This is a genomic window from Azospirillum sp. TSH58, assembly GCF_003119115.1.
In the GTDB taxonomy this organism is placed as follows: domain Bacteria; phylum Pseudomonadota; class Alphaproteobacteria; order Azospirillales; family Azospirillaceae; genus Azospirillum.
The window spans coordinates 540,830-559,322 of the sequence record NZ_CP022369.1; the positions used below are offsets into that span (position 1 = coordinate 540,830).

The 18,493-nt window shown below is 70.5% G+C and carries 17 protein-coding genes; 9 read left to right on the forward strand and 8 right to left on the reverse strand.

Annotated elements, in window-relative coordinates; genetic code table 11:
* Positions 1–249 precede the first annotated feature (249 nt).
* From TSH58p_RS32730 to TSH58p_RS32755, 6 genes are read left to right on the forward strand one after another with little or no spacing between them, the layout of a single operon-like run.
* Positions 250–984, forward strand: coding sequence for a PIG-L deacetylase family protein (locus tag TSH58p_RS32730; RefSeq protein WP_109067861.1), 735 nt, complete (start codon positions 250–252; stop codon positions 982–984).
* On the forward strand, positions 984–1,655 hold the full coding sequence (locus TSH58p_RS32735; protein WP_109067862.1) for a 4-carboxy-4-hydroxy-2-oxoadipate aldolase/oxaloacetate decarboxylase: 672 nt from the start codon (positions 984–986) through the stop codon (positions 1,653–1,655). Before TSH58p_RS32730 ends, TSH58p_RS32735 begins: the two co-directional genes overlap by 1 nt.
* Positions 1,648–2,706 carry a 4-oxalomesaconate tautomerase gene (locus TSH58p_RS32740; protein WP_109067863.1) on the forward strand — a complete coding sequence of 353 codons (1,059 nt, stop codon included), beginning with the start codon at positions 1,648–1,650 and terminating at the stop codon, positions 2,704–2,706. Before TSH58p_RS32735 ends, TSH58p_RS32740 begins: the two co-directional genes overlap by 8 nt.
* 25 nt (positions 2,707–2,731) lie before the next feature.
* Complete coding sequence (locus TSH58p_RS32745) at positions 2,732–3,607, forward strand: amidohydrolase family protein (protein ID WP_109067864.1); 876 nt, start codon at positions 2,732–2,734, stop codon at positions 3,605–3,607.
* A 28-nt stretch (positions 3,608–3,635) separates the two neighbouring features.
* Entirely contained in the window at positions 3,636–3,989 is a 354-nt protein-coding gene (locus tag TSH58p_RS32750) for a protocatechuate 4,5-dioxygenase subunit alpha (protein WP_109067865.1), read from the forward strand.
* A 4-nt stretch (positions 3,990–3,993) separates the two neighbouring features.
* Positions 3,994–4,836: a class III extradiol dioxygenase family protein gene (locus TSH58p_RS32755; RefSeq protein ID WP_109067866.1), complete on the forward strand. Its 843-nt coding sequence runs from the start codon at positions 3,994–3,996 to the stop codon at positions 4,834–4,836.
* A gap of 121 nt (positions 4,837–4,957) precedes the next feature.
* On the opposite strand, the gene TSH58p_RS32760 is transcribed toward TSH58p_RS32755, so the two are convergent.
* The 3 genes from TSH58p_RS32760 to TSH58p_RS32770 form a co-directional block, all read right to left on the reverse strand.
* Positions 4,958–6,202, reverse strand: a complete 1,245-nt coding sequence (locus tag TSH58p_RS32760; RefSeq protein ID WP_247873806.1) for an NAD(P)/FAD-dependent oxidoreductase — start codon at positions 6,200–6,202, stop codon at positions 4,958–4,960.
* Positions 6,202–6,525, reverse strand: coding sequence for a 2Fe-2S iron-sulfur cluster-binding protein (locus TSH58p_RS32765; protein WP_109067867.1), 324 nt, complete (start codon positions 6,523–6,525; stop codon positions 6,202–6,204). The genes TSH58p_RS32760 and TSH58p_RS32765 overlap by 1 nt, the downstream gene beginning before the upstream one ends.
* Before the next feature lie 84 nt (positions 6,526–6,609).
* Positions 6,610–7,773, reverse strand: a complete 1,164-nt coding sequence (locus tag TSH58p_RS32770) for a cytochrome P450 (RefSeq protein ID WP_109067868.1) — start codon at positions 7,771–7,773, stop codon at positions 6,610–6,612.
* Between the two features lie 183 nt (positions 7,774–7,956).
* Here TSH58p_RS32770 and TSH58p_RS32775 point away from each other — a divergent pair, with 183 nt between their 5' ends.
* Positions 7,957–8,874, forward strand: coding sequence for a helix-turn-helix domain-containing protein (locus TSH58p_RS32775; RefSeq protein ID WP_109067869.1), 918 nt, complete (start codon positions 7,957–7,959; stop codon positions 8,872–8,874).
* 27 nt (positions 8,875–8,901) lie between these two features.
* Here TSH58p_RS32775 and TSH58p_RS32780 read toward each other — a convergent pair whose 3' ends face one another.
* The 4 genes from TSH58p_RS32780 to TSH58p_RS32795 form a co-directional block, all read right to left on the reverse strand.
* Positions 8,902–9,822: an NAD(P)-dependent oxidoreductase gene (locus TSH58p_RS32780; RefSeq protein ID WP_109067870.1), complete on the reverse strand. Its 921-nt coding sequence runs from the start codon at positions 9,820–9,822 to the stop codon at positions 8,902–8,904.
* Positions 9,823–9,967: 145 nt separating this feature from the next.
* The gene (locus tag TSH58p_RS32785) at positions 9,968–11,194 is read right to left on the reverse strand and encodes a LysR family transcriptional regulator (RefSeq protein WP_109067871.1); all 1,227 of its coding nucleotides are present in this window, start codon (positions 11,192–11,194) and stop codon (positions 9,968–9,970) included.
* Positions 11,195–11,304: 110 nt separating this feature from the next.
* Positions 11,305–12,243 (reverse strand): hypothetical protein, encoded by a 939-nt coding sequence (locus TSH58p_RS32790; RefSeq protein ID WP_109067872.1) that lies wholly within the window; start codon positions 12,241–12,243, stop codon positions 11,305–11,307.
* A 174-nt stretch (positions 12,244–12,417) separates the two neighbouring features.
* The gene (locus TSH58p_RS32795) at positions 12,418–12,951 is read right to left on the reverse strand and encodes an RNA polymerase factor sigma-70 (RefSeq protein WP_109067873.1); all 534 of its coding nucleotides are present in this window, start codon (positions 12,949–12,951) and stop codon (positions 12,418–12,420) included.
* A 154-nt stretch (positions 12,952–13,105) separates the two neighbouring features.
* Between TSH58p_RS32795 and TSH58p_RS32800 the strand changes: the two genes are divergently transcribed.
* On the forward strand, positions 13,106–15,523 hold the full coding sequence (locus TSH58p_RS32800; protein WP_109067965.1) for a TonB-dependent siderophore receptor: 2,418 nt from the start codon (positions 13,106–13,108) through the stop codon (positions 15,521–15,523).
* A 30-nt stretch (positions 15,524–15,553) separates the two neighbouring features.
* Here TSH58p_RS32800 and TSH58p_RS32805 read toward each other — a convergent pair whose 3' ends face one another.
* Positions 15,554–16,546 (reverse strand): FecR domain-containing protein, encoded by a 993-nt coding sequence (locus tag TSH58p_RS32805; RefSeq protein WP_109067874.1) that lies wholly within the window; start codon positions 16,544–16,546, stop codon positions 15,554–15,556.
* 204 nt (positions 16,547–16,750) lie between these two features.
* Here TSH58p_RS32805 and TSH58p_RS32810 point away from each other — a divergent pair, with 204 nt between their 5' ends.
* On the forward strand, positions 16,751–18,403 hold the full coding sequence (locus TSH58p_RS32810) for a cyclic peptide export ABC transporter (protein WP_109067875.1): 1,653 nt from the start codon (positions 16,751–16,753) through the stop codon (positions 18,401–18,403).
* Positions 18,404–18,493: the final 90 nt, after the last annotated feature.

The following is an 18,493-nucleotide window of genomic DNA, read 5'->3' on the forward strand; positions in this document are numbered from 1 at the left end:
GCGCGCCTGAAAGCACAGCCCCGTATGTCCTACACCCATGATTCGACATGAGATTACGCAAGACAGCACATCTTCGTGCCCGCTCGGGGTGTCTTCCTGCGCCGGAGATCCCGCCGCGAGACCCGGACGGAGAAAGCTCCTATAGCAAAACCAAATGGTCAGGACGGGAGTTCGAAATAGGATTTGCCGTCGGACCGGCGGATGATGGGCCATCGGAATCAGACTGCCCACACTGGGGAGCGGACATTCATGGCACAGAACAAAAGAGCGCTGGTGCTCAGCGCCCACTCGGCGGATTTCGTGTGGCGCGCCGGCGGCGCCATCGCGCTGCATCAGAAGAAGGGCTACGAGGTCACCATCGTCTGCCTGTCCTACGGCGAGCGCGGCGAGTCCGCCAAGCTGTGGAAGCAGGAGGGCTGCACGCTGGACCATGTGAAGGCGGAGCGCCGCAAGGAGGCCGAGGCCGCCGCCAAGGCGCTGAACGCCCACGACATCCAGTTCTTCGACCTGGGCGACTACCCGCTGGAGATCGACCGCGAGGCCAAGTTCCGTCTCGTCGACGTGATCCGCAAGGTGCAGCCGGCCTTCCTGATGAGCCACTCGCACTACGACCCCTACAACACCGACCATTCCTACGCGACCAAGGTCCTGATGGAATGCCGGATGATCGCCCAGGCCTGGGGCCACAATCCGGGCCAGAAGGTGCTCGGCGCGCCGCAGCTCTACCTGTTCGAGCCGCACCAGACCGAGCAGATGGGCTGGAAGCCGGACGTCTTCCTCGACATCACCGAGGTGTGGGACAACAAGCGCGCCGCCATCGAATGCATGGCCGGGCAGGAGCATCTCTGGGATTATTACACCAACCTGGCGCAGAACCGCGGCAACCACTTCCGTCGCAACTCCGGCGGGCAGGCCGGCGGGCGCAACGCCCGCTACGCCGAGGGCTTCCAGTCGGTCTATCCCCGCACCGTGGATGAGCTGTGATGAACGTCGTCGTCCAAACCATCGAGCGGGCCGACCCGGCGGTGATCGCCGGTCTGGCCGAATGCGGCGTCGCCACCGTGCACGAGGCGCAGGGCCGCAAGGGCCTGCTGTCCTCCGCCTTGCGGCCGATCTATCCCGGCGCCCAGATCGCCGCCTCGGCGGTGACCGTCCTGGCCCCGCCGGCCGACAACTGGATGCTCCACGTCGCCATCGAGCAGGTGACGCCGGGCGACATCCTGGTGCTCGCCACCACCTCGCCGTCGGACGCCGGTTATTTCGGCGACCTGCTGGCGACCTCGGCCAAGGCGCGCGGCTGCGCCGGTCTGGTCATCGACGCCGGGGTGCGCGACGTCAAAACGCTGACCGACATGGGCTTCCCGGTCTGGTCGCGGGCGGTCTGCGCGCAGGGCACGGTGAAGGAGACGCTGGGCTCGGTCAACGTGCCGGTGGTCTGCGCGGGCGCGCTGGTCAACCCCGGCGACGTGATCGTCGCGGACGACGACGGCGTCTGCGTGGTCCGCCGCGAGGAGGCCGCCGGGGTGCTGGCGAAGGCGCGGGACCGGCTGGCGAAGGAGGAGGAGAAGCGGGCGCGGCTCGCCGCCGGCGAACTCGGCCTCGACCTCTACGGCATGCGCGGCCCGCTCGCCGCGAAGGGGCTGCGCTATGTCTGACGGCGTGCGCTGCCTGTGGATGCGCGGCGGGACCTCCAAGGGCGGGTATTTCCTGGCCGACGACCTGCCGCCCGGCACGGCGGCGCGCGACGCCTTCCTGCTGCGGGTGATGGGCTCGCCCGACCCGCGCCAGATCGACGGGATGGGCGGCGCCGACCCGCTGACCTCCAAGGTGGCGGTGGTGCGCCGGTCGGAACGGCCGGGCGTGGACGTCGACTACCTGTTCCTCCAGGTGTTCGTGGACAAGGCCGTCGTCACCGACGCCCAGAACTGCGGCAACATCCTGGCCGGCGTCGGCCCCTTCGCCATCGAGCGCGGCCTCGTCCCCGCTCGCGACGGCGTGACGCCGGTGACCATCCACATGGAGAACACCGGGCAGGTGGCGGTGGCGAGCGTGCCGACGCCGGGCGGGGCGGTGACCTACCGGGGCGAGGCGCGCATCGACGGCGTGCCCGGCACAGCGGCGGCGATTCCCATCGAGTTCCGCGACACCGCCGGCTCCTCCTGCGGGGCGCTGCTGCCGACGGGCAACGCGGTGGACGTCATCGACGGGGTTCCGGTCACCTGCATCGACAACGGCATGCCGGTGGTGCTGCTGCGCGCCGCCGACCTCGGCGTGCGCGGCGACGAGACGCGGGAGGAACTCGACGCCGACGCGGCGCTGAAGGCGCGGCTGGAGTCCATCCGGCTGCAGGCCGGGCCGCTGATGACTCTGGGCGACGTGAGGGACAAGTCGGTGCCGAAGATGACTCTGGTCAGCGCGCCGGCCAACGGCGGGGCGATCTCGACCCGGACCTTCATCCCGCACCGCTGCCACGCCTCCATCGGGGTGCTCGGCGCGGTCAGCGTGGCCACCGCCTGCGCGCTGGAGGGCTCCCCCGCCGCGGCGCTCGCCGTGGTCCCCGGCGGCGCCACCCGGACGCTGAGCATCGAGCATCCGACCGGCGAGATGACCGTGGTCCTCGACCTGGACGGGTCCGGAACGGTGACCCGCGCCGCCCTGCTGCGCACCGCCCGCAAGCTGTTCGACGGCACCGTCTACGCCGACTGACTTTTTTCCCCGAAGGGAGCCTTCCATGGACGCCGACTATCGTCCCTTCCACCCGAACCCGAGCAAGCCGGCCTACACGCCGCCGCCCGGCGCGGTGGACGCCCACTGCCACGTCTTCGGTCCGGCCGACCGCTTCCCCTACGCGCCGGAGCGCAAATACACCCCCTGCGACGCGCCGAAGGAAACGCTGTTCGCCCTGCGCGACGATCTGGGCTTCGCGCGCAACGTCATCGTCCAGGCGACCTGCCACGGCAAGGACAACCGGGCGCTGGTCGACGCGCTGAAGGCCTCCAACGGGCTGGCGCGCGGCGTCGCCTCGGTCGGCCCCGCGATCACCGAGGGCGAACTGGCCGAACTGCACGAGGCCGGCGTGCGCGGCGTGCGCTTCAACTTCGTCAAGCGTCTGGTGGACGCCACGCCCAAGGAGGTCTTCCTCGGCATCGCCGACCGGATTGCCAAATTCGGCTGGCACATCGTGGTCTATTTCGAGGCGCCGGACCTGGACGACCTCACGCCCTTCCTGCGCGAGCTGCCCACCACCATCGTCGTGGACCACATGGGCCGCCCGGACATCGCCAAGGGCGTGGACCACCCCCAGTTCCAGAAATTCGTCGCCCTGATGGCCGAGAACCCCAAGGTCTGGAGCAAGGTGAGCTGCCCAGAGCGGCTGAGCGTCCAGGGTCCGCCGTCCTACGACGACGTGGTGCCCTTCGCCCGCCTGCTGGTCGACCGCTTCACCGACCGCGTGCTGTGGGGCACCGACTGGCCGCACCCGAACATGACCTCGCACATGCCCGACGACGGGCATCTGGTCGACGTCATCCCCCGCATCGCCACCGACGAGGCCAAGCGGAAGGCGCTTCTCGTCGACAACCCGATGCGGCTTTACTGGTCCGAATAAGTCAGAAACGATCCGGAGGAAACAAACCATGAGCGCACCGACGCCACACGAGCCGATACCCGGCACCACCATCTTCGACGGCCGGATGGCCATGAAGGGCTATCCGCTGAACAAGATGTGCTACTCGTTCAACGAGGCGGCGGCCCGGCAGGAGTTCCTGGCCGACGAGGACGCCTACTGCGCCAAGTTCGGCCTGAACGACGAGCAGAAGAAGGCCGTCAAGGACCGCAACGCCCTGGCCCTGCTCGCGGCGGGCGGCAACATCTACTACCTCGCCAAGTTCATCGGCATGCTCGGCCTGAACGTCCAGGACATCGGCGCGCAGCAGACCGGCATGACGGTCGAGGAATTCAAGGCGAAGCTCAAGGCGGCGGGGAACTGAGACCATGGCCAAGATCGTCGGTGGCGTCACCACCTCCCACATTCCCGCGATCGGCAACGCCATCGCCAACGAACTGTTCGAGGACCCCTATTGGAAGCCGTTCTTCGACGGCTATCCCAAGGCCCGCGACTGGCTGGCCGAGGTCAAGCCGGACGTGGCCATCGTGGTCTACAACGACCACGGGCTGAACTTCTTCCTCGACAAGATGCCGACCTTCTCCATCGGCGCGGCCCCCGAGTACCAGAACAAGGACGAGGGCTGGGGCCTGAAGCCGCTGCCGCCCTACCCCGGCGATCCGGAGCTGTCCTGGCACATCATCGAATCGCTGGTGAACGACGAGTTCGACATCTGCTCCTGCCAGGAGATGGCGGTGGACCACGGCTTCACCGTGCCGATGGCCCTGCTGTGGCCCGACCAGACGCAGCGGCCCGTCCGCACCATCCCGGTGGCGGTCAACACGGTGCAGCACCCGCTGCCGACTCCGGCGCGCTGCCTGAAGCTGGGCGAGGCCATCGGCCGCGCGGTGGCCTCCTACCCCAAGGACCTGAAGGTGGTCGTGCTGGGCACCGGCGGCCTGTCGCACCAGCTCGACGGCGAGCGGGCGGGCTTCATCAACAAGGACTTCGACCTGATGTGCCTTGAGAAGATCGTCGACGAGCCGGAGGCGCTGGCGAAATACTCCATCCACGATCTGGTCCGGCTGGCCGGCGCCCAGGGGGCGGAGCTGATCCTCTGGCTGATCATGCGCGGCGCGCTGGGCAAGAGGGTCTCGAAGGTCCACAGCAACTACCACATCCCGATCTCCAACACCGGGGCCGGCCTGCTGGTGCTGGAAAGCGCGGCCTGATCGGGAAACCGCCGCCGATGGCCCCCGTCCGCCGCCGCGTTCCCCGGCGGGCGGGGGCCATAAGCGCAAGGCCGGTGCAGCGCGCGCTGCACCGGCCTGTTTTTGCTTGCCGTCTGGTCGATCACCGGGTCAGGGACGCCAGCGGAAAGCCCTCGTCGGCGGCCTGTTCGGGCGTCAGGGCGGCCTTGCGGTCCAGCAGCTTGCGGCCCGCCATATGGTCCGCCGGGCGGTTGACGGAATCGATGGCGACCAGCGCGCCCTCACGGAAATAGAAGGCCGAGAAGCGGCGTTCCTCCGGCGAACCGCGCAGCGCCATCCGGTCGTGATCGGCGGACAGCCCGACGATCTGCAGCTTCACGTCATACTGATCGGACCAGAACCAGGGCGCCGCCGTGAAGGGACGCTCCCGCCCCAGCAGCGCGGCGGCGGCCGACTTGCCCTGCTCGACGGCGTTCTGGACCGACTCCAGCCGCAGCAAGGCCCCAGAGCTGGTGCGCCGGGCCGTGCAGTCGCCGACCGCGACGATGGCCGGATCGTCGGTGCGGGCGCAGTCGTCCACCAGGACGCCGCCGTCGCACGCCAGCCCGCAGCCTTCGGCCAGCGCCGTGTCGGGGACGATTCCGACGCCGACGACCACCAGATCCGCCGGATGCGTCCGCCCGTCGGCGGTGCGCACGGCGGTGACGCGGCCGCCCTGCCCGTCCAGCCCGACCACCTTGGCCCCCAGCGCGACCGTCACGCCCTGGCCGCGGTGCAGATCGGCGTAGAAGCCCGCCAGGAACGGCGTCGCCGAGCGGGCGAGCAGCCGGTCGGCCGCCTCCAGGATGGTCACCTCCAGGCCGCGCTTCCGCGCCGCCGCCGCGACCTCCAGCCCGATGTAGCCGCCGCCGATCACCACCACCCGCGCCGCCCGGTCGAGCGCCGCGCGTATCCGCCGGGCGTCGTCCAGCGACCGCAGGCCCAAAACGCCGTCCAGCCCATCACCGGTGATCGGCAGACGGCGCACCCGCGCGCCGGTGGCCAGCGCCAGCCCGCGATAGCCCAGGCGGCGCCCGTCCTCCAGGCGCACCTGGCGGGCCGGGCGGTCGATGGCGACGACGCGCGTGCCGGTGAGCAGGGCGATGCGCTGCCGTTCGAAGACCTCGGCGCCGCGGATGGCGAGCTGCGCCTCCTCCATCATGCCGGCGAGAATCGCCTTGGACAGCGGCGGCCGGTGGTAGGGGGCCGACGCCTCCTCGCCGATCAGCGTGATGGGACCGTCATAGCCCTCGGCGCGCAGGGATTCGGCGACCTGCAGCCCGCCCTGCCCTGCCCCGACGATGACCATTCCCGCGTCCGCGGGCTCCGACTGCGCCGGGCCGCCCATCAGCTCTGGGCCTCCGGCAGGCGGATCACGATGCCGTCCAGCGCGTCGCTCACCCGGATCTGGCAGGACAGGCGGCTGTTGCTCCGCCGCTCCGACGCCGTGCAGTCGAGCATCTCCTCCTCCGTCTCGCTGGGCGGCGGCAGGGCGTCGACATGCGCCTCGTCCACGTAGCAGTGGCAGGTCGCGCAGGCGCAGGAGCCGCCGCACTCGCCCTCGATGCCGGCGACGCCGCTTTGCACCGCGCCCTGCATCAGGGTCCAGCCGGTCGGGATGTCCACGACCTGCTCCAGGCCGTCGTGCTCGATGAAGGTGACCTTCGCCATGGCCGAAACTTCCTTTGAAAAACCGTGTTGCGCGTCGTGGCGCGGCCGGGGCCCGTCCCCCGGCCGCGCCGTCGTCCCAGGTGGTCAGCCGACCGCCAGTTCCAGACGGGTCGGGCTGCGGAAGGTGGTGGAGGGCATCCAGGGGAGCTGGTCCTGCACCCGGACGAACTCCGGCACGCGCTTCAGGAATTCCTCGCAGGCGACGCGGGCGGCCAGACGGGCGAAGGCGGTGCCGAGGCAGGCGTGGACGCCGCCGCCGAATCCCAGATGCCCCTTCGGCTTGCGGTCGATGTCGTAGAGGTGGGCGTTGGCAAAGCGCCGTTCGTCGCGGTTCCCCGACCCGTAGGCGAGGCAGACGAAATCGCCGGCGCGCATCGTCTGGCCGTGCAGCTCGACGTCCTTCTGCAGGCAGCGGCGGAAGCGCTGGGCCGAGGTGTTGAAGCGCAGCGATTCCTCGATGGCGTCGGGGATCAGCGCCGGGTTGGCGGCGAGCCGGCGGCGCGCGTCGGCGTGGTCGGCGAGGTTCAGGGCGAACATCGCGAGGAAGCCCGACAGGGATTCGATGCCGGCCATGATCAGCGTGGTGATGGTCATCTGCACCTCGCGGTCGGCCAGCTTCTCGCCGGCGACCTCGGCCTGGATCAGGGCGGTGATCAGGTCGTCGCCGGGCTCGCGCTTGCGCAGCTCCACCAGCTCCTTGGCGTATTCGCTCATCCACTGGAAGGCGGCGAGATGCTCCGGCCCCTTCTGGCGGGTGCGGGGATCGGACTGCACCATCAGCACGGCCTTGTCGCGCACCATCCGCTCGTTCTCGCGCGGCAGGTTGAACAGGCCGAACAGCACGTCCACGGTGACCTTGCTGGAGACGTCGCCGACGAAGTCGAAGGTCTTCTCCCCCTGCACGGCGTCGAGCGCCCGGTTGGCCGAGGCGCGCACCGGTTCGGTCAGTCCCTCCACCGCCTTCTTGGTGAAGGCGAACTGGACGATGCTGCGCAGGCGGTCGTGGCGGGGCGGATCGGTGGTGCCCAGCGTGTTGCCGGCGCGGTTGGGCATCTCGTCCATCAGGTTGCCCTTGGCCGAAGAATAGGTTTCCCAGTCGTTCAGCGCGGTGACGATGTCGTCGTAGCGCGACAGCACCCACATGTTGGCCTCCTCGCTCCAGAAGCAGGGATGCTCGTCGCGCAAGGTCTTGTAGAAAGGAAACGGGTCGGCGTCGACGGCCGGGGAGTAGGGATCGAAACGAAACATCGGGCGCAGTCCTCCGACACCCGCGGCAGCGGGCGGCCAATTGGCGGTTTTTGGTTTGGATTGACGCGAACCGTTGCGGTCGCGAACAATTGCATCCTAGACGGGTTCGGCCCCGCCGCGGAATGGACGAAGCGGAAGGAAAATTGTACTTTTCCGACAAACGAAGGCGCGGGGGAGGACGGCATGGAGCAGGATGCGGAGGGGCCGGCGCGGACGCCTTCCGGTGCGGTGCCGTTGTTCGCGCTCTACGGCGAGGAGGCCCGGCTCACCGACGCCGAATTCATCCACATCGAGGACATCGAGAGCCGCAGCCGCCTCTACGACTGGGGCATCGGCTCCCACACCCACCGCGGGCTGTTCCAGCTGGTGGCGGTGCTCGACGGCGGGGCGCGCGTGCAGATCGACGACCGGGTGGCCGAGGTCGCGGCCCCCTGCGTGATCGTCGTTCCGCCGGCTGTGGTGCATTCCTTCCAGTTCCGGCCGGGCAGCCATGGCTATGTGCTGACGGTGGCGGAGGTGATGCTGTTCGATGGAGCCAGCGCGCAGAGCCGGCCGCTGTTCGAGGCGCTGTTCCTGCGCCCCTGCCTGATCGATTTCACCGACGCCCCGGCGGCGGCGGGGCGCGTCTCCGCGCTGCTCGACCAGCTGATGACGGAGTTCCGCTGGCCGCAGCTCGGCCGGTCGGCGATGTGCGAGTGGCTGCTGCGCGGCGTGTTGCTGCTGCTGGAGCGCCAGCGCGCGGCGGCGGCCGGCGCCGACCCGGCGGAGCGCGTGCGCACCGAACTGTTCGCCCGCTTCCGCGCCCTGGTCGAGCAGCGCTTCACCGAACATTGGCCGATCCCACGCTACGCGGACGCGCTGGGGATCACGGAATCGCGGCTGAACCGCCTGTGCCGGCATCTCGCCGGCCGCTCCGCCTTCGAGGTGGTGCAGGACCGCCTGCTGCTCGAAGCCAAGCGCCGTCTGGTCTACATCGCGGCACCGGTGTCGATGATCGCCTATGAGCTGGGCTTTCAGGACCCCGGCTATTTCAACCGCGTCTTCAAGAGGCTGACCGGGAAGACGCCGGCCGCCTTCCGGCGCGAGGCGCGGGCCGGGTAGAATTGGCCGGGTGGAGCGGGCGGTTTCTCACCGTTCCGCTGGTTCGAGCCGCGCCAGAATGGCGTCGGCGAGCGCCCGGTAATCGCCCTCCCCGATGGCGCGGGCGTCGAGCGTCAGATCGCCGACGCGCTGCTGCCAGTCGACGGCGGCGCGGGCCATGCCGCCGGCCAGCCCCAGCTCGTCGACGGTGCGCGCGACCTCGCGCATCTCGGCGGCGCGGCGGACGCCGTGGGTCATGACGCGCTCCTGCATGTAGGCGGCGCGCTCCTTGAAGCCGAAACCGGGATAGGTGACGTCCAGGGAGTCCAGCACCACCTCGTCCACCCCGGCCTTTCGCCCGGCCAGAACGCATTCGAGGAACAGCGCCTCCAGCCCCTTCATCATGACGCTGCGGATCATCTTGATGGAGGAGGCGGTGCCGACCGGCCCCGGCGCCTCCTTCGCGTTCATCTCCAGGGCGGACAGGGCGGCCAGGGCCTCGGCGGCGTGCGGGCCGGCGACCAGCAGCGGAGTCTTGTGGAGCTTCGGATGGACCGGCGCCATCACCGCCAGATCGACGTAGCGCCCGCCGGCCGCCTCGACCGCCTGCGCCGATTCCCGCTTGGTGCCGGGCGCGCAGGAATTGCCGTCGAAGAACAAGGCGCCGGGGGCGAGATGGGCGGCGGCGTCGCGGGCGGCGGCCTGCGCCTGATCGGCGGTGACCAGCGAGAAGACCAGCGCGGCCCCGGCCAGAGTGTCCTCCACCCGTTCCGCGCCGGTCACATCCGCCGTCGCGTAATCCGCCCATTTGCGGGCGCGCACCGCCGCGTCGGCGGACCCGGTCTTGATGTCGAAGGCGGCGACCGCTTCCGCCAGCCCGGCGCTCCGCCAGCCGGACCGGAAGGCCGACGCCGCCTCCCCGAAGCCGATGAAGGCCACCTTCGCCGTCCTCCGATCCCGCACCGTCATCGCCGCCTCCACCCGTTCGCGCGCCGGGAGTCCGCCTCCCGCGCATGGGCATGGCTAGCACGCCGACCGGCCCGCGGCGCCATTCAATGACGGACCATCCTATCCATTTTTTGAATAACGCTCCGCGCGCCTTTTGAATGGCCGCTCAGGGGCGCGGGACCGGCGAGACGGCCTGCGTGCCGGCCTCGCGCAGCAGGTCGAGGAAATGCGCCTGCGTCCCGGTCGGGCGCCACCCCCGGCGCACGGTGAGGCCGATGGTGCGCTCGGTGTTGGCCAGTTCGACGGGCAGGATGACCAGCAACCCCAGCTCATGCTCGTGGCGGATCTGGTGCGCCGAGATCAGGGTCAGGCGGTCGCTGCCCAGCAGCAGGCCGCGCACCAGAATCTGGGAGCTGGTCTCGACCAGCCCGCGCGGCGGGGCCGCGGCGAACAGCGCCTCGAACCGGTCGCGCGTCGGCGTGCCGCGGCGCGGGACCACCCACTGGCACCCCGCCAGTTCCTCCAGCGTCAGCTTGGGCCGGCGGGACAGCGGGTGGAAGGCGCGCGCGACCACGACCAGCGGGTCCTCGAACAGGGGTTCCTGCACGACGTCGTCGATGGGCAGCGGGTCGCGCAGCGCGCCGATCAGCACGTCGATCTCGCCGTGGCGCAGCCCGTGCAGCAGGTCGTCGTAGGGGCCGTCGAGCACGTCGAACTGGACGTCCGGACGCTCGCGCACCAGCGCGTTGACGGCGGTCGGAAGGATGAAGGGGCGCGACAGCGGCATGCTGCCGACGACGATGCGGGCGGTGTCGCCGCCCAGCCCCTCGCCGACCTCCGCGAATCCCTGCTCCAGCTCGGTGATCGCCAGTTTCACATGCTGGACCAGCGCCTTGGCGGCGGGGGTCAGCGCGATGCCGGCGGCCGTCCGCGCGAACAGCGCCATGCCCGCCAGCCGCTCCAGATCGCGGGCGGCGCGGTGCAGGGTGGGTTGCGAGATGCCGACGGTGCGCGCCGCGAGGCTGAAATTGCCGGCGTCGGCGACCGCGGCCAGCGCCCGGATCTGCGCCGCCGTCAGCAGCTGGTCGAAATCCGCCACACCGCGCAGGCCGCCCTTGCGCCCGCCGATGCGGACGGCCTCGCGCGTGCCGGTGCGCAGGCGGTCCAGCGCGCGCTCCACGCGGTCGAGGAACAGCACGCCCATGGCGGACACCGCCATGCCGTCCGGCCGCCGCTCGAACAGGGGGGTGCCGACCTCCTCCTCCAGCTTGGCGATGGCCTGGGTGATGGCGGGCTGGGACAGATGCACATGCTCCGCCGCCTGGCTGATGCTGCCGCGCCGCGCCACCTCGCGGAAGGCCCGCAAATGCCGGATGTTGGGAATGCCGTTCATCGGACCTTCCTGCCCCACAGCATCGCTGCCGGAGCGGCCATAGCAAAACTCAATGGCTCCAGCTTATCGTCGGGGCACCGGTCCGTAAAGAGGCCGGGCCGTGCGAAGCGTTACACCCCCGCCACCCGCTTGACCGCATCCATCATGCCGGCAAAGCCCTGGGCCGAGCGGTACGGCCCCCGCGGATCGGCCGCCTGGGCGAAGCAGGCGCGAAGCCGGTCCCAGTCCGGTATTGGGCACTGCTCCTCGAACCACGGGCCATGCCTGCGCCACGGGGCGAGCGCCGCCGCGACGTCGGCCGGCAGGACGCGTCCGCCGTCCCGTTCCTGCTCCAGAAAGGCCAGGGCCGACCGGCAGCCGCCGGCCATGTTCTCGGCGAAGACCCCGAGGCTGTCCGGGTGCAGGTGGGGACGTCCGTCCGGGTCGATGTAGAGGATGGGAAAGACCGGCGCCAGCCGCGGGAACAGGGTGTTCGCCCAGACGGTCCCGCCCCAGTAGATCTGGGCGATCCGGGCGAAGTGGGCCACCTCGACGACCGGTTCGAGCCCGCTCGCCTCCAGGGGCAGGATCTCGACCTTGGGCTTGGTGATGGTCACGGTGTCGTTGGCCGCGTCGACGTAGAGGGCGCCGACCTGCATGGCGTTCTGGAAATAGCTGCCGCGCAGCGCCCCCCAGATCGGGGACAGGCGGCCGCCCTCGCGGACGAAGGCCGCCAGAGCCTGCGTGACCGGCGTGTCCGGCGCGGCGATCCGACGGCGCAGCCGCTCGAAGACGGCGTCGCTGATCTCGCGGCAGAACCCCTTTGGATAAGCATAGCGGCGCTTCGGGAAGGTCAGCCGGCCCTCGTCCCGATCCCGGTCGACGCCGTGGCGCAGTTCCAGCATCAGCGCTTCCAGAGCGGCGAGGTGGGGGCCGAGCCACCGCTCCGTCAGGGCGCGCATCCGCTCGTCGGGCGGCACCGGACGGTGGTGGCCCCGCCAGAGCCGCAACTGGCGGTCCAGCGGCGTCTCGGCGCCCGTCGGCGACCGGAAGGGGGCGGCGTGGGTCACGGGCGGGCGGTCTCCGGAAAAGCGGCAACCGTCCATCCGGTCCGCGAAGCCAACTCGGGCGGACCAGCGCGCGGCATCCCCGATCTGGTCCCCGCCCGGTCCGTTCCCGGAAAGGTAACGCCGTTGCCGGGCCGCAGGTCAAGCAACCATCGCGGTCGGGCGCCGCCCCGGCCTTCAGGACGAAGGGTCGGCCCGCTTCATCGCCTTGCGGCAGTGAACCAGCGCGTCGCGGATCATGAAATTGACCAGCGTCGGCGACACGCCGAGGGTCTCCGCGATGTCCTTCTGGCTGTGGCCGTGGATCCGGTGCATTTCGAAGGCGTAGCGGGTGCGCTCCGGCAAGTCGGCCAGCGCCGATTCGAGCGTCTGCAGGAGTTGGCGGTTCACGTTCACGCTTTCCGGCGAGGCCGCGTCCGGCGTGCCCACCGCCTGCCCTTCCTCCTCCGCCGCCAGCAGGCGCGATTCCAGGCCCTTCCGGCGGTAATGATCGATCGCCAGATTGCGCACGACCATCATCAGGTAGCCCGCCTTGGCCCGGATGGAGCTGGTCGATTCCGTCCCCAGCAGCTTCACGAAGGCGTCCTGAACCACATCCTCGGCGTGGTGGCGGCACCCGGTGATCCGCTCGGCCATCCCGATCAACGACCGCCGATGCGTCGTGAAGACATCGGTCAGGCTCTGGTTCTCGGCGCTTCCTACCGGTCGCATGGGACGTTCCTTGTGCAAAGCGACGCCGCGGCGGGGCAGCAATCCCCAAGGCTTGACAAGCCGTCGCAAGCTAATGCAACTGACAGTCATTTGCAAATGAGGAAAAGGCAGAATTTCCCAAGGTGATTTCTAGTATTCGTTGCGTGAGTTCCGGATGATCCCGCGTTGCGCAGGCCTCCTGTTCGGCGGGCTGGCGCTCGGCTGGTCGGTGCTCGCCGCTCCGCCCGCCGCCTTGTCCGATCCCGTGCAACCCGCGGCGCAGGACATGCCGCTGAACATCCCGGCCCTTCCCCTCGGCGCGGCGCTGACCCGCTTCGGCCAGCAGACCGGCCTGCAAATCCTCTACAGCCCGGACCTCGTGTCGGACCGCCGGTCGCGCGCCCTGGCGGGGCGGATGGCCCCGGCAACGGCCCTTGCCGAACTGCTGGGCGGCACCGGGCTGACCTTCGACCTGCGGGACGGTATGGCGACCATCGGCCGGCCGCCGGAGACCGCCGACGTCCTGCCCGCCCTGAGGGTGGAAGGCCGGCCGCCGCCGACCGGACGGACGGCGAGCCTCGCCAGTCCCGACCGCAGCGTCGGCCGCACCGAAACCCCGGTCGAGGATCTGCCGCAGGGGATCTCCGTCGTCACGCGCGCCGATCTCGACCGGCGCGACGTCCAGGACATCAACGGCGCGCTGGCCTACAGCGCCGGCGTGCGCCCCGTCGACTATCCCGGCGGCCAGGGCGCCATCGACGTCTACGTCCGCGGCTTCCGCCAGAGTTCCGAATCCGTCCTGATCGACGGGCTGCGCAGCGGCTACAACCCCTATGGGCTGGAGTACGAGCCCTTCGGCGTGGAGCGGGTGGAGGTGCTGAAAGGACCCGCCTCCGCCATCTACGGCGCGATGCCGCCCGGCGGCGCCATCGCCCTGACCAGCAAGCGCCCGACCGACCAGCCGCTGCACCGGCTCCAGCTCCAGGGCGGAAGCCATGACCGACGGCAGGTCACCGCCGACCTCGGCGACCGGATCGACGCCGAAGGATCGCTGCGCTACCGGCTGACCGCGCTGTCGCGGCGCAGCGGCACGCAGGTCGACCACACGCCGGACGACCGCCTCTACGTCGCCCCCGCGCTGTCCTGGTCGGCCGGCGAGGACACCGAGATCACGGTCCTCGCCAGCCTTCTCGACTTCCGCAAGATGGGGGCGGAGCAGAGCTTCCCGGCGTCGGGCACGGTGCTGGACAACCCATACGGCCGACTCGATTCCAGCCTGTTCCTGGGCTATCCGGGGGTGAGTTCCTACCGCTCGCGCACCCTCTCGGCCGGCTACGAGGTCCGCCACGCCCTGTCCGGGGACTGGACGCTGCACCACAGCCTGCGCCACAGCCGCAGCCGCGTCGGATACCGGTGGAGCTGGGCGGACTCCGGCGCGCTGGAGGCGGACCGCTATTACCGGTTCGGGCTGCAGGACCGGCCCAAGACCAGTTCCACCCTGCTGGCCGACGCCAACCTGCAGGGCAGCGTCACCACCGGGCCGCTGCGCCACAGCCTGCTGGCAGGCGTCGATCATGCCCACTACCGGGTGCATGAAACGCGGCGGAACGGCACGGTGGCCAACCCCATCGACGTCTTCGCCCCGGTCTATGGCGGCCCCTACGCCTGGGACGCGGCCCTGCTCAACGACCTGACCGACCGCATCCGCCAGAGCGGCCTCTATCTCCAGGACGAGATCGCCGCCGGGGGCTGGCGCCTGACGCTCGGCGGGCGGCTGGACTGGAGCCGCACGGACGTCCGCGGCCTGCTGTCCGACAGCGTGCCGGTGGAGACGATGCAGTTCGACCGCGCCTTCACCAAGCGCATCGGGCTTGCCCACCGCTTCGACAACGGTCTGACGCCCTACGCCGGCTATTCGACCTCCTTCCAGCCGACCAGCGGCAGCGACGCGCAGGGGCGTCCCTTCTCGCCGAGCCGCGGCGCGCAAATCGAAACCGGGCTGCGCTACCGGCCCGAGGGCGTCGAGGCGCTGTTCACCGCGTCGCTGTTCCGCGCGGTGCAGCGCAACCTCACCACCGCCGATCCGGACCATCCCGGTTATCTGGCCCAGACCGGGGAAACGCGGTCGCGCGGCGTCGAGCTGGAGGCGCGGGCGGCGATCGGCGAGACGACCGATCTGACGGCGGCCTACACCCACACCGACGCGCGGGTCACCCGCGACACCCCCGCCCCCGGCGGCACCGACAAGACCGGGCATCGGGTGGCCTCGGTCCCCCGCCACGCCGCGTCGCTCTGGCTGCGCCAGCGTTTCGGGGACGGACCGGCCGACGGCCTGACCGCCGGCATCGGGATGCGGTATGTCGGCGCGACGGACAACGCCGCGAACAGCGTGCGCGTCCCCGCCTACACGCTGGTCGATGTCAGCCTGGGCTACGAGCTGGACCGGCTCGGCCCGTCGCTCGACGGGGTCGGGCTGACCGTGACCGCGACCAACCTGTTCGACCGCCGCTATTTCTCGCCGGGCTTCTATGAGGATTCGGTCTTCGTCGGCAACCGGCGGGCGGTGCTGGCGACCCTCTCCTACCACTGGTGACCGGCCCGCTGGTGACCGCCGCCCGCGGCCTCAGCGGGCGGAGAGGAGCAGCGCGCCGTCCTTCGCGGCGATCGTCACCGGCAGCACCCGCGGCAGCGACGCCACCACGCGGTCGAGGTCGGCGACGTCGTAGACGCCGCCGATGCGCATCGCCCCGACCCGGCGGTCGGCCAGCCGCAGCGGCTGCGACAGGTAGGGGTTCAGCAGCGGGACGGCGTCGGCCAGGGTGATGTCGTCGAACACCAGCTTGCCCTCGCGCCAGGACAGAACCCGCGCCGGATCGACGCGCGCGACGCTGCCGAACCGGCTGTCGCGGGCGAAGCGGCCCTGCTGGCCCGGCGTCAGCCGCAGCGGTTCCTCCCCCGCCGCGGCGGCGGCGCTCACCGTCACCGACCCTTCGGCCAGCGTCACGGCCAGTTCGCCGTCGTTGGCCCAGACGTTGAATTTCGTCCCGGTCACCCGGACCCGATGGGCGGCGGTGAAGACGGTGAAGGGCCGCGCGGCGTCGCCCGCCACCGCGAAATAGGCCTCGCCATGGTCCATCAGCACGCTGCGGCGGTCGCGGAACTGGGCGTAGAACAGGGTGGTGCGGACGTTCAGGTCCACCGTCGAGCCGTCGGGCAGATCGACCACGCGGTGCCGGTCGCCGCCGAGGAACACGTCCACCGTGCCGGGCAGCAACCCGAACGACCAGCCCACCGGCCAGCCGACGGCGAGGACCGCCGCGACGCAGGCCGCCAGCGCCCAGCGCCGCTGTTTCGGCGCCCGGACAATGGGAGAGCGCACCGCCTCAACGGGCCGTGCCGGGGCGGGGGTTGCCGTCACCCGCGGCCGCAGGCCGGCGGACAGGCCCCAAAGCTCCCGCATCGCGTCGAATTCCGCGACATGGCGCGGGTCCTCCCGGCACCAGCGCTCGAAGGCGGCCCGGTCGGCGTCGCTCACCTCCTCCGCTTGCAGGCGCAGGCACCAGTCCGCCGCCTCTTCGGTCACGCGGTCGTCGTCGGAAGGATGGGACGGAGGCATACAGACGCGCTCGGCTCCGGAAATCGTGTGCCAGCTATAGGGCAGACGGGGACCGCACCGCAAGGCGGGCGGGACCGCCGCGCCCGCTCGGCAGGCGCCGTTTCAGTTTTTCGCCGCTCGTTCGTCCTAGTCGGCAGGGCCGTGCGCCCGCCCCCGGCGGGGCTGCGCACCGGCCGCCATCCGTCCCGTCCTCCAGGAACCCCGATGCCGACGCCCCCCCGTTCCAGTCTTTCCGCGCTGCTCCACCTCCTGCGCCCTTTCTGGCCGCTGCTGACCGCCGCCACCCTGCTGGGGGTGCTGGGCGGGCTCAGCGTGACCGGCCTGCTGGCCGCCATCAACCGCATCCTGCACGCCGGGGACAGCCCCGGCGCCGGGCTCCTGCTCGCCTTCGCCGGGCTGTGCGCCCTGGCGCTGGCCGGGTCGATCCTGTCGGACATCGGCACCAACCGGATCGGGCAGCAGGTCATCGCCCGGCTGCGCAAGGATCTCGGCGACCGCATCCTCACCGCGCCGATCGACCGGCTGGAGCGCTACCGCAGCCACCGCCTGATCCCGGTGCTGACCCACGACGTGGACACCATCAGCGACTTCGCCTTCGTCTTCGCGCCGCTGGCGGTGTCGCTCAGCGTCACGCTGGGCAGCCTCGCCTATCTGGCGCTGCTGTCCTGGCCGATGTTCCTGGCGACGGCGGCGGCGATCCTGATCGGCAGCGCCGTGCAGTATGTCGCGCGCGGCCGCGGCATCGAGGGCTTCCAGGAGGCCCGCGCCCACGAGGACGAATTGCAGAAGCACTACCGCTCGCTGGCCGAAGGGGCGAAGGAGCTGCGCATCAACCGCCCGCGGCGGCTGCGCCTGCAGAGCGAGGCGCTGCGCGGCACCATCGACCGCATCCGCGACGTCCAGATCCGCTCGATCACCCTGTTCGTGGTCGCCAAGGGGTTCGGCTCCACGCTGTTCTTCATCGTCATCGGGGTGGCGCTCGGCGTCGAGGCGCTGTGGCCGAGCACCGACCGCGGCACGCTCAGCGGTTTCATCCTGGTCCTGCTCTACATGAAGGGGCCGCTGGAGCATCTGATCGGCACCCTGCCCATCGTCAGCCGCGCCCAGGTCGCCTTCCGCCGCATCGCCGACCTGTCGGCGGCCTTCGCCTCGCCGGAGCCGCATCTGCTGATGAAGGACGACGGGCGCCCGCCCGAAACCATCGACTCGCTGGAGCTGCGCGAGGCCCGCTACGCCTACCCACCGGCCGGGCCGGGCGTGGAGCCTTTCGTGCTCGGCCCCGTGTCGCTGCGGGTCGGACGCGGCGAGATCCTGTTCATCGTCGGCGAGAACGGCTGCGGCAAGACCACGCTGATCAAGATGCTGCTCGGCCTCTACGCCCCGCAGGACGGGGACATCCTGTTGAACGGCCGGCCGGTGACGCCGGAGACGCGCGACGACTACCGCCAGCTCTTCACCACCATCTTCGCCGACTATTTCCTGTTCGACGACCTGATCCAGGCTGGCGGAAACGTGCCGGAGGAGGCCCAGGCCTATCTGGAACGGCTGGAGATCGCCCACAAGGTCAGTCTGGTCGACGGGGTGTTCAGCACGACCGACCTGTCCACCGGGCAGCGCAAGCGGCTGGCCCTGCTCCAGGCCTGGACGGAGGGGCGGCCGGTGCTGGTGTTCGACGAGTGGGCCGCCGACCAGGACCCGACCTTCCGCCGGATCTTCTACACCGAGCTGCTGCCGGGCCTGAAGGCGATGGGCAAGACGATCATCGTCATCTCCCACGACGACCGCTATTTCGACGTGGCCGACCATCTGCTCCGGCTGACCGCCGGGACGGTCGCCCAGGAGGCCTTCGCCCGCTAAAAATTTCACGGCGATGAAAGAATCCCCTTAAGTTCCGACTACCCCCTTCGTCTTAGAGCCAGGAGACGGGTTTCGCAGGACGCGGAACCC